This is a genomic window from Nostoc sp. C117 (assembly GCF_043099735.1).
Lineage (GTDB): Bacteria > Cyanobacteriota > Cyanobacteriia > Cyanobacteriales > Nostocaceae > Nostoc.
Genome location: NZ_CP170991.1, coordinates 5554699 through 5566444, shown reverse-complemented (window position 1 = coordinate 5566444; position 11746 = coordinate 5554699). Strand labels below are relative to the sequence as shown.

General features: G+C 44.1%; 7 protein-coding genes. 2 read left to right on the top strand and 5 right to left on the bottom strand.

Annotation, left to right across the window (positions count from 1 at the left end; all coding sequences use genetic code 11):
* Window positions 1-61 precede the first annotated feature (61 nt).
* On the bottom strand, window positions 62-1090 hold the full coding sequence (locus ACFG4S_RS24065) for a hypothetical protein (protein WP_392531469.1): 1029 nt from the start codon (window positions 1088-1090) through the stop codon (window positions 62-64).
* Between the two features lie 516 nt (window positions 1091-1606).
* On the opposite strand from ACFG4S_RS24065, the gene ACFG4S_RS24060 reads away from it, so the two are divergent.
* Window positions 1607-2500: a tetratricopeptide repeat protein gene (locus tag ACFG4S_RS24060; protein ID WP_392531468.1), complete on the top strand. Its 894-nt coding sequence runs from the start codon at window positions 1607-1609 to the stop codon at window positions 2498-2500.
* Between the two features lie 113 nt (window positions 2501-2613).
* On the opposite strand, the gene ACFG4S_RS24055 is transcribed toward ACFG4S_RS24060, so the two are convergent.
* From ACFG4S_RS24055 to ACFG4S_RS24040, 4 genes are all read right to left on the bottom strand, one after another.
* Window positions 2614-3234, bottom strand: coding sequence for a TMEM165/GDT1 family protein (locus ACFG4S_RS24055; protein ID WP_392531467.1), 621 nt, complete (start codon window positions 3232-3234; stop codon window positions 2614-2616).
* Between the two features lie 268 nt (window positions 3235-3502).
* Window positions 3503-7126 (bottom strand): ELWxxDGT repeat protein, encoded by a 3624-nt coding sequence (locus ACFG4S_RS24050; RefSeq protein WP_392531466.1) that lies wholly within the window; start codon window positions 7124-7126, stop codon window positions 3503-3505.
* 901 nt (window positions 7127-8027) lie between these two features.
* On the bottom strand, window positions 8028-8990 hold the full coding sequence (locus tag ACFG4S_RS24045) for a protochlorophyllide reductase (protein WP_392531465.1): 963 nt from the start codon (window positions 8988-8990) through the stop codon (window positions 8028-8030).
* 55 nt (window positions 8991-9045) lie between these two features.
* Window positions 9046-9288, bottom strand: coding sequence for a 4a-hydroxytetrahydrobiopterin dehydratase (locus ACFG4S_RS24040; RefSeq protein WP_392531464.1), 243 nt, complete (start codon window positions 9286-9288; stop codon window positions 9046-9048).
* 184 nt (window positions 9289-9472) lie between these two features.
* Here ACFG4S_RS24040 and ACFG4S_RS24035 point away from each other — a divergent pair, with 184 nt between their 5' ends.
* A complete protein-coding gene (locus ACFG4S_RS24035; RefSeq protein WP_392531463.1) occupies window positions 9473-11683 on the top strand; it encodes an FUSC family protein in 2211 nt (736 codons plus the stop codon).
* Window positions 11684-11746 lie beyond the last annotated feature (63 nt).

Genomic DNA, 11746 nt, shown 5'->3' with positions numbered 1-11746 from the left:
TTGAAACTGATATTTAATCTAATTCCCAATACCTAATCCCCAATACCTAATCCCCCATTCCCTACTCTTCAGTCGGTTTCGGTCGCTTGATCGGTTTAGGAGCAGGTGTTTTAGGTATAGGTTTTGACACTACAGAAGTGTCGCCACCTGCGCCTGTTTTCTTGATGGGACGAGGGGTTTCCCCACTGCGTCTGGGGGGGAATGGTTTTCTACCACCAGCACCACCAGGACCGCCAGCACGAGGACCACCTTTGAATGGTGGTCTGCGCTTTTTGGGCAAGTCAGCGATCGCCTCGGCTTTTTCTACGACTAAAACATCAGCTTCTCGCTTAGCTTGGAAGTCCCAGAATTTTCCTACTGCTTTGGTGGTCAGCACACCCCTCAATTTCAACTTAAAATATTTGGGTTTGTCAGTTGGTTTGCGTGGAGCTTGCCTAATTTTGACTACCAAGCTCTTAGCATCAAAAGACTGATATACCACCTCACCACGAACAGAAAAACCACCATCTACAACTTCTGATGAGGGTATTACGGCAATTGTATTGAGTTCAGAGTTTTCGGATAAGCCATCATCGGGCGTTTCTAACTCTTGTGGCTCGGAATCTGGCTCATCTTCATCTGTTAAGTTTTTAGCCAGATTTTCTGGCTCCCAAACTCCAACTATTTGGATGTGCAAAGTATCGTTTTCTTGCCTTGTACGTGGATATACCACCCACAAATGTTCTTTTTCTAAGTCTAAGTGATTCTTGACTAAACTCATAATCCGCCCTAGAAGGACGGCATTTAGCTCTACACCATCCGTAGTGAGGAGCGTACCTTGAGTAAATTGTTCGCTGCTAGCATGATAGCGACCCCGGACTAACCCGATCGCTCGATATTGCATCGGCTCACTGGGAGGCGGAATCGGTTGCTGTCGATTGACTAAGTTCCCATTTGAGTCGGTCTCAATGGGATTAACAGACGAATTTTCAACTTTAGAGGGCTGGACTGCTACTGTATTAACATTAGCGGCTGCCTCTATTTTATTTGGGCCTTGATTAGAGGCAGAAGAATTGGAAGATTCAGGCAACGGCATCAGGTCGGAATTCATAAAAACTCCTTGCGGCGGAGACACATCCCATTGTGGGATTTTACAAAGGCAGCTGGAAAGAGCATTTGTGTGGTTGATGAAAGTATATTTACTTTTCACAAAGTCACACTAGAGTACTCTAAACAATACTAAAGGCGCTAAATTTAGTGTGTAAACACTAAAAGTCTAATCTAGCGCCCACACACTAGTTTCGGAAGCATATCATAGCGACAATTTTGACGGCTCCTCCTAAAGTCATCACTTACTTTAGCAGTGTGGATAGTTAATTGTTATAAAATTCACAGACAATAAGCGGTATTCCGCAAAGTTTTGGAAATTTTTAACTTTACAAAACTTTGACCAGAATGTCTATTTTCAAGAAGTGGATAGCCCAAAGAGTGCTGAGTTAAAAAACCGCCCATAAGAATCGGGGCAAATACCTGCGTACATCAGTACGAAATAGTTTCCCTTACTCAGCACTCAGCACTAATTCAGGTAAATCATAATGTCATTAGAGTTTAGGAGAAAGACAAAACTGTGTCTCAACCGCGCAATCGCTGGATAGTTCAAGTTATCTTGGTGGTGGCAATTCTTGCTTTTGTAGGTGTTTCAGTGATTCCTCTGTTTGGAGCATTTAATAATACGCCATCCTCAAGCCAGAATACCGCAAGCACCAGAGGTACTTTGACTTCCTCTGACGAAAAATCAAAACTAGAAGACCAAGTACGGGGATATGAACTGGTTTTGCAAAGGGAACCAGAAAATCAGACTGCGCTCAAAGCCTTAATAGACTTGCGGCTACAACTACTCAGTCAAAAAGAAAAAGGTGAGGATAAAGCATCTGATATTCAAGCAGTGATTGAATCTCTAGAAAAGCTAGCTAAACTCAATCCCGAAGATTCCAGGTATACGGTGCTACTGGCTCAAGTCAAACAGCAAAGAGGCGATCGCGAAGGAGCCGCCCAAGCTTATCGCTCGGTTTTGAATACTAAACCTGGTGATTTGAAGGCTTTGCAAGGAATGGTGGCTCTGTTGATGAGTCAGCAACGCCCCGAAGCAGCCATTGGTTTGCTGCAAGAAACCCTCACTAACGCCGCCCAAGCAAATACAATTCAGCCTGGAAGCGTTGATACAGTAGCCGTGGAAGTGCTATTAGGTTCTATTCACGCTTCCCAGAAACGCTACGCTCAAGCTGCCTCTGTATACGATCGGGCAATTAAGAAAGATCCCAAGGATTTTCGCCCCGTTGTCGCCAAAGCCATGCTCCTGAAACAACAGGGCAAAAACGCAGATGCAAAACCTTTATTTGAGAGTGCCGCAGCTTTAGCACCCGCTCAATACAGAGACGAAATTAAAAAAGCCGCAACTGCATCTCCCATTCCTAATCCTGCTGTATCTCCCCCACCTTCAGCGGAAAGTAAACCTAAGTAATGGGCATTGGGCGTTAGGAGTGCTGAGTTAAGAGTTAAGAGTTAGGAGTTTTGTTTATTTCCTTGTCTCCCCCATCTCCCTCATCTCCCTCATCTCCTCATCCCCTCCGCCCCTCACGCTCCTTCAATGGCAGCAACGACACCAAAAACCAAAAACAGGCATCCGCCAATCAAGGTGAGTTGACGCTCAGAAATGCGACCGGCGATCATTTTGCCACCGATAACAGCGATCGCAGCACAAATGGCGTGTCCTAAAATGGCACCTATACTGACTCCAATTGGGTTATTACCTGCGGCTAAGGCAATGGTGGCAATTTGGGTGCGATCGCCCCACTCTGCCATAAATGTCAAGACAAAGGCTTCAATTAAAATAGAAGAGGAAGTTTTTTGCTTTGGTAGCTGCAAATCTGCCTGTTTTACCGCGGCTTCTGCCTCTTCTACAACTTCTTTATCACAAGCAGCAGCCGACATCTTACTAGCGTCGTACAGCAACTTGAGACCAAAGGCGATAAATAAAGCTATTTCCGCATAATGAATATAAAACTTTGGCAACAAAGATACTGCTTGGCCAAATAGTACGGAAAGAATTGTCATTGCTGCTAAAGCAGCTGTCACGCCTACAAATACAAGGCGGCGGGGATGGTGCATTGCCAAAATCACAGCAATAAAAAATGTTTTATCGCCTAGTTCTGAAACTGTAATTAATAATAAACCTGCGGTAAAAGCTGTTAACACTCTCTCAAGCTCCTGAAGAATCGTTTACCGATGTGAAGCTTGATGAGAACCAAAAAGACCTCACCAAGTTTACACTTTTCGGTGTGAACTTAGTGAAGGTCTCGCTTTCAAATACTTTATTATTTGCCACCTGAACCAGGCTCATCGCCAGTATGTTGATTCAGATGTACTGGCTTTTAATTTTTAGCCAGCAGCTACTCCCCTTCTACGCGAATCAATTATACATTTCTGCTGAGTAGAAGTCAATGAAAGTAACTATCTAGTCGCGTTAGGCGATCGCAGTTATATCTGCACTACTAAGCAATGGCTGATTCGATAATTGTGCTATTTGAACTTGTGCTGCACCACCAACTCCATCTCGATCGAAGAATAGGTTACCAGTAGTTTGATCGTAGATAAAGCGATCGCTTGCAGTTGTGGCACTAGTTCCAAGTTGGAATAAACTCGAATCAAGTATCGTATCCTGAGATTGGCTAAGTCCAAATTCTGCCTTGGAAACCAAGATAGTATCATTGCCAACAGTAAAATCAGTAATGATATCATAGCCTCCAGTGCTGGTATTAGTCAGGTTAAAGCTATGTGGACTAGTTCCACCGGTAGATACATCGTTAGTTACACCACTGAACAATGTCTCATTACCTGAACTACCATCTAATTCATTTGTAGTGATGCCGTCGCTATTAACGACGCTAGTATCATTGGTATTAACCACTGTCAGGGTAAAAACATCGCTGGTAGTTGTCGTTCCATCACTAGCGATAACTTTGATATTGAGGCTACCAACATTATCATTTGTGGGAGTACCGCTGAAAGTCGTGCCGTTCAAAGTTAACCAACTGGGGATTAGGTAATCATTTTCCAGGGTGGCGCTATAGGTGAGGTTATCTCCGGCATCGGCATCTACGAAGGTATTTACTGGTAGAGTGAAGTTAAAGGTGCTGTCTTGTGTTGCTATTTGATCGGCAATGGGATTTTCCAGTGTTGGCGCATCATTAATATTGTTGACTGCAATGGCGATCGCTTTCTCGTAGAATAAGCCACCCCGATCTGTGGTGCGTAAACGGATGTTGTAGATATTCTTGGTTTCGTAATCGGGTGAGACATTAACGTGTAACTCATTACCTACAATCGTGAAGCCGCTGTTATCAGTGCTGTCTGTACCTGAAACTAAGGTATAGGTGTGGGTATCTTCTGTATCAGCGTCAGTTGTGCTAAAGTTGCCAATTATTGTGTTGCTAGGAACATTCTCGTTAACAGTGGTGGTACTCAGACTCAGGTCAGTGGGAGTACTGTTCAGGTCAAGGTTAAAAAGTTCTTGTCCAGTGTTGCCGTTGTCAGCAAAAAAGTAGAGTTTGTCATTGACGTAAGTTAGGTTGTTAGCGTATGAGCTACCCATACCAGAGAAGATATCTTGGACGCGGACAGTACCAGCCTCAGTGCCATCACTCTTCCACAGTTCATTGCCCCCATCGCTGTCGGTGGCAGTAAAATATAGGATGCCATTGACATTGGTCAGATTTTGCGAGTTAGAACTACCGATACCAGAAAAGATATCCTTAACGCGGACAGTACCAGTTTCAGTGCCATCACTCTTCCACAGTTCATTGCCCGCACTGCTGTCATAGGCAACGAAGTACAGCGTGCCGTTGACATTGGTCAGATTTTGCGGGTTAGAACTACCCGTGCCAGAGAAGATATCCTTGACGCGGACAGTACCAGCCTCAGTACCATCACTCTTCCACAGTTCATTGTCTCCAGTACTGTCGGTAGCACTGAAGTATAAAATACCGTTGACATTGGTCAGATTTTGCGGATTAGAACTACCCGTGCCAGCGAAGATATCCTTGACGCGGACAGTACCAGCCTCAGTGCCATCACTCTTCCACAGTTCATTATCTCCAGTACTGTCATAGGCAACAAAGTATAGCGTACCGTTGACATTGGTCAGTTTTTGTGGATAAGAGCTACCTATGCCAGAAACTATATCTTTAACGCGGACAGTACCAATTTCGGTGCCATCACTCTTCCACAGTTCCCGACCCCCAGTACTATCAATGGCACTGAAGTACAGAGTGCCATTGACATTTGTCAGATTTTGCGGGCTAGAGCTACCTGTGCCAGAGACAATATCCTTAATGCGGATAGTACCAGCCTCAGTACCATCAGTCTTCCACAGTTCACGACCCCCAATGCTATCCGTGGCAACGAAGTACAGCATACCGTTAATATTTGTCAGAAAGTTCGGGTCAGAGCTACCTGTGCCAGAAACTATATCTTTAACGCGGACAGTACCAATTTCAGTGCCATCACTCTTCCACAGTTCATTCCCTCCACTGCTGTCATAGGCAACGAAGTACAGCGTGTCGTTGACATTGGTCAGATTTTGCGGGTTAGAGCTACCGATACTAGGGAAGATATCCTTGACGCGGACAGTACCAGCCTCATTGCCATCACTCTTCCACAGTTCCGAGCCACTACTGTTGTCAGTGGCTCGGAAGTATAGTGTGCCATTGACATTGGTCAGAAAAGATGGTTGAGAGGAGATTGTTGCAGTATTAATATCCTTGACGCGGACAGTACCAATTTCGGTGCCATCACTCTTCCACAGTTCCGAGCCACTGCTGTTGTCAGTTGCTCTGAAGTATAGCGCACCGTTAACATTGGTCAGATTTTGCGGGTTAGAGCTACCTTTGCCAGAGAAGATATCCTGAACCCGGACAGTACCAGCCTCAGTACCATCACTCTTCCAAAGTTCAGTACCACCACTGCTGTCGGTGGCACTGAAGTACAGAGTGCCATTGACATTAGTCAGAGAGTTTGGGTAAGAACTACCCGTGCCAGAAAAGATATCCTTGACACGGACAGTACCAGCCTCAGTGCCATCACTCTTCCACAATTCATAACCACCACTGTTATCGGTGGCACTGAAGTAGAGTGTGCCGTTGACATTGGTTAGATTTTGCGGGTAAGAGCTACCTATAGAGAAGATATTCTTGACGCGGACAGTACCAGCCTCAGTGCCATCACTCTTCCACAGTTCATTAGCTCCACTGCTGTCAGTGGCACTGAAGTACAGCGTGCCGTTGACATTTGTGAGATTTTGCGGGTTAGAACTACCTGTGCCAGAGAAGATATCTTTGATGCAGACAGTACCAGCCTCAGTGCCATCACTCTTCCACAGTTCATAGCCGCCACTACTATCATAGGCAACGAAGTACAGGATGCCGTTGACATTTGTCAGATTTTGCGGGTTAGAGCTACCCGTACCAGAGAAGATATCCTTAACGCGGACAGTACCAGCCTCAGTGCCATCACTCTTCCACAATTCATAACCACCACTGCTGTCATAGGCAACGAAGTATAGTGTGCCGTTGACATTGGTCAGAGACTTTGGGTTAGAGCTACCCATACCAGAGACGATATCTTGAACACGAATAGTACCAGCCTCAGTGCCATCACTCTTCCAGAGTTCCCGACCCCCACTGCTGTCGCTGGCAACGAAGTACAGTGTGTCGTTAACATTTGTCAGGTTTTGCGGATTAGAGCTACCTGTACCAGAGAAGATATCTTTGACACGAACAGTACCACCTTCAGTACCATCACTCTTCCAGAGTTCATTGCCCCCATTAATGTCGGTGGCACTGAAGTAGAGCGTGCCGTTGATATTTGTCAGGTTTTGCGGGTTAGAGCTACCCGTACCAGAGAAGATATCTTGAACACGAATAGTACCACCTTCAGTACCATCACTCTTCCAGAGTTCATTGCCCCCACTACTGTCGGTGGCACTGAAGTACAGCGTGCCGTTGATATTGGTCAGATTTTGCGGGTTAGAGGAAACTCCATTGGTATTTATATCTTTTATGAGATTAATCGATGCTTCTTCTACTGGCATAACTGTTTTTCCTTAAACCTTGAGATACAGAATCACAAGCAAAATCAGGCGATCGCTATTTTTGTTGCATGATTAAAGATGCGCTTTCTTGCTTGCAAAGATGCGATCGCTGAATTTCCTAGCTTCGCTTTTTGAAAATTAAACAGCCTCAGTAAAGATGTTGAATTTTGTCAAGAAATAATTCAGCTCTCAGCAATCAGAATTCAGAAGAAGGTTAAGGAACTGGCGAATCAATCAAGGGGTTTAAGACACCACTAAATTTTCAATTTAGTTTCCTTTAATGGCAAGTCTGAATCTGCCACTAAATTGATTCTGAATTTTTTATTCAACTTTCTTTATAAAGCTGATTTAGTTTAATCTACTAGCACCATAATATAGCCAAATATCGAGATGGTGATAGTATAATTTTATTAAATTAGGAATCCGGTTTGATTCCTGAATTTACTTTTGTGATGCCCGCAGTGCAAGCGTGACAGCAAGGAAACAGGGTTGGGTAAATAGGGAATAGAAGCTAATAAATTTCTCAAAGTCCTCCTTATTGAACGAGAATTTAGGAGGAACTACAGTTTTGGAGACATTAGTTAACAATTTTAAAGTGTTCTCTAAAACACTACATAGAACAAGGAAAAATTAACATTATCATCATTAGTAATTAGGCTATAGATGAATAAATTTTTTTCCCATCAGGACTTATTATACTATCTTCTCTGCCTTTCCTAAGGATTATGTCAGAGTTTATAGTTTCTAGGAAAAAGTAGAAGTGAAATATAGTTATCAATAAAGTCAGAGGTGACTTAAATAATCACCTCAATCATTGGTTCCCTGCACATAATGTTGATTGAAAAAAGTGGATCGATTGATCGATCAATTATGCACAAGGGTAACGCCAAATCCTATGCCATCATGCCAGTCCAACCAACTTGGCACTTAGTTCCCACAGGCGATCGCCTTTTTCATCATCGCGGGCTTGAGGAGAAACCTTTTGCACAAAGGATTTGCCATCTTTCTTCTGACGATTTCCCCAACTCCAATAGACACCAGATTGATTGTATTCAGGATCGGCAACAACGGCTGCAACTCGTTCTCCCGCCAATTCCTGAGATACATATCCTCCAGTGATGTACTTCTGGAATAATGGGAAAAGTTTCTGAAACAGGGGATAGTGGTTTCGGAATAGTGGCGTTTCTGCAACACATCCCGGATAGAGAGAACTGAAAATAATACCGGTTGATTCGTGATAAAGTCGATGCAATTCCCGCATGGTCAACACATTGCATACTTTGCTGTCTTTGTAGGCTTTCACGGGTTCAAATTTCTTGCCGTCAATCATCGAAATTGGCTCTTTAAATCCGGCTGCAAAGCCCTCTAAATCGCCTAAGTCTGGACGCGGAGGAATTTTCCCACCCAGCTCGTCTGGATTATGGGTGACAGTTCCTAAAATCACCAGCCTTGGCTCTGAAGATGCCTTCTTCAGATCCTCAAGCATCAGGTTGCACAAAAGAAAATGTCCCAGGTGATTTGTCGCAACACTTAACTCAAATCCTTCTGGGCTTCGCAGTGGCTCTTTTAACAAAGGCATATAAATTGCGGCGTTGCACACCAAAGCGTCTAGGGAGTTGCCACTAGCCCGGAAGTTATTCACAAACTGTCGAACGCTTTCCAATGAGCCAAGATCGATATGCATGATCGTGTAGCTCCCCTGGTGGGGAATTCCCACAGATTGGGCTGCAAGTTGAGCCTTCGCTATATCTCTACAGGCCATCACAACGTACCACCCCCTTTCAACAAGAGCTTTGGCAGCATACAAACCCACCCCTGAAGAGGCACCTGTGATTACAACTGTTGACTTCCTATCTTGCGCCATTGTATTGAAACTCTGTTAATCGCCTTTTACTATCTCCAGGATTTTACATCAATGCCTAGCGATCTAGCTTAGCTCCCGGAAAATCAGAAAAAGCTTTATCAAAATATTTTGCTAACTGAATATCTCGATCGGAGATTTGATGGCCAATATCCCAAGTTGTTAGATAGACTCTAACTGTTCGCCAAACATTTTCCCAGCGAGGATGGTGCAGTGCAATGTCACAGCCAGGTGCAACCTGATTCATCAATTCGATGGCATAGCGGAAAGTTTTGAAGTTGTAGGCGAAAAATTTCAACACGCACTTTAGTTGAGTCTTCAGACAACGGACTAACTACTTTTTTCCACTTTGATAAGTTACTACTGAGTGCAATCTGAAGTTTCTCGTCACTAATGGGCTCTGGTTTTTCTGGATGAGGAGTTGGGTAGATTCCCCAAAGATTCTTACTTGTAAGTGAACGTTCACTCTTTTTATAACAAAAACAATGCAGTTGAATCGAAGTAATTTCTTCAGATTTTTGCTCCAGTCAGAGCCAGGAAAACCAGCAATATCGAACGGTTTACGAGCTGCGTTAGCGTTGGGGGTTCCCATGCTAATTGGGCAACTCATCAACCAAAGAGAAAGCGGACTATTGGTTGGTTTAATGGCTCACTTTGTCAACTTAGCCAATGTTGGTGGCCCTTACCAGATCAAAGCGAAGACGATGGCACAGGCTACTTTGGGAATAGCTGCTTCAGTATTTGTGGGTACTCTAGTTGCTCAAGTTCCATTACTAGCTGTAATGCTGACACTTCTCTGGGGACTTGCTTCCGGTTTTGCCTCACTGTACGGTAATGCTGGTGCCAATGTCGGACTAGTGGTAGGGATATCATTTATTACCACGATCGCCCAGCCAGGAAACTTGGAAGTTGCACTTATGCGATCGCTGCTATGCTTAATTGCAGGTGGATGGGCGATGCTACTCTCCTTAGTAATGTGGCCTTTTAGACCTTACGATCCAATCCGGCTAGCTTTGGCTGAGTGCTTCTGTGAGATCGCCAACTACATTCAGGCATTTGTAGGTAAAGTAGCAACAGCTGAAAATATTCTCGAAATTAGAAAAGCATTAGAAACAGCACGCACTGCTTTAGGTACATTACGGATTGGACAGTCGTCTCGGAGTTGGATAAATGAGCCATTTTTACTGCTTATTCAGGATGGCGATCGCTTGCTTGGTTTAGTTATTGCCTTAACAGAATTACTAGAAACTCAGTTCCAACAACAGCAATATCATACAGTCCAGCAATTAGTAGACGATGCACTCGCAGAAATATCAGTCATTCTTCAAGCCATAGCCAAAGTCATATCTCGTAAACCTGCTAGCGTTGACTTGGGAAATCTCAAGCGCATCTCTGAAGCACTGAAAGAACAAGAAAGTCTGCAAAGAAAAGCAATTGCTGGGAGTGAAACCGACTACACAACCCTCGTTGCTTTCACTAACCTGGTGCTGACGCTCAAAAAGCTGATTGAGCAATTGCAATACACAGCTCAGACAGCTAAATCTCTGGCAGATCGCAGCAAAATGAGTCAACGAGATATAGATAGACTTCTTTTATTTGAAGAAGAACAGCGATCGCTCTTAAGTTTACTCAAAGAAAACCTCACCTTAGACTCAGCAATCTTTCGCCATGCTCTCCGCATTGGTGTGAGTCTAACTGTAGGCGTGATATTATACAGCGTTACAAATTTACCAATGGGCTATTGGGTAACACTGACAATTATGTTAGTCCTGAAACCAAACTTGGGTGCAACTTTCAAACGGTTTTTCCAACGAGTTGGCGGGACGATTTTGGGAGCTGTCTTAGCTGCTGTTATACTTGCAACTATCGCAAGTAAGCCTGTATTAGACATCATCATTCTGCTGACAGTATTTTTTGGTGTTTCCCTGATCGGTTTCAACTATGGTTATTCAGTAGTTTTCTTCTCAATATTTGTCTTACTGATTATCGATATTGGTCATCCTATTAGTTGGCAATTTGCTGGCTTTCGGGTGTTGAATACATTAATTGGGGCGGGACTAGCTTTTGCGAGTCATTACTTTTTATGGCCAAACTGGGAACACGATCGCTTACCCAGTCAACTCGCCACAGCGCTACGAGAATGTCACAAATACTTTCAGGATGTGATGGCTGTTTACCAGGGTACAAAGGAGCGTGATTCTAGCATTATCAGTCAACGGCGACAAACTGGACTAGCAATTGGCAATGCCCAAGCCTCCTTCCAAGGATTGCTGCGCGAACCCCAAATGCATCAAGAATTAGTAGAACCAGTAATGACGCTGCTGCTGTACATGGGACGTTTTACTAACGCTGTGACAGTTTTGGCAGTACATCTCGAACATTTCCGAGCAACAGTACCACTCCCGGAATTAGAAACCTTTGTCCGCCAAATTTCGCTAGCGTTAGAGCAGTTAGCTGATTCAGTACAGCAGGAAATTCCCCCACCGCCTTTACCTGACTTGGAAGAAACATTGCAAAAAATCCAGCCGCACCTGCAAGCACTGCGTACAGCCCGGATAGAAGAGTTAGCTGTGAATCAAGGACATACACCGATTCGTCAGGCAGTCATTGATTACAGCATATTAGATTTGGAGATCGATCAAATCGTTCGGCGGTTAACTGCCATGTACTCAGCAATGATACGGGTAAATAAATAGTCTGTAACGCATCAAGCGATGGAATTAAGCTACCATATTCAACGGCTGTGTAGCACATTTCTC

Coding starts and splice junctions, on each gene's coding strand:
- ACFG4S_RS24065 (WP_392531469.1), bottom strand. CDS start 1,090: ATGAATTCCGACCTGATGCCGTTGCCTGAATCTTCCAATTCTTCTGCC.
- ACFG4S_RS24045 (WP_392531465.1), bottom strand. CDS start 8,990: ATGGCGCAAGATAGGAAGTCAACAGTTGTAATCACAGGTGCCTCTTCA.
- ACFG4S_RS24050 (WP_392531466.1), bottom strand. CDS start 7,126: ATGCCAGTAGAAGAAGCATCGATTAATCTCATAAAAGATATAAATACC.
- ACFG4S_RS24035 (WP_392531463.1), top strand. CDS start 9,473: ATGCAGTTGAATCGAAGTAATTTCTTCAGATTTTTGCTCCAGTCAGAG.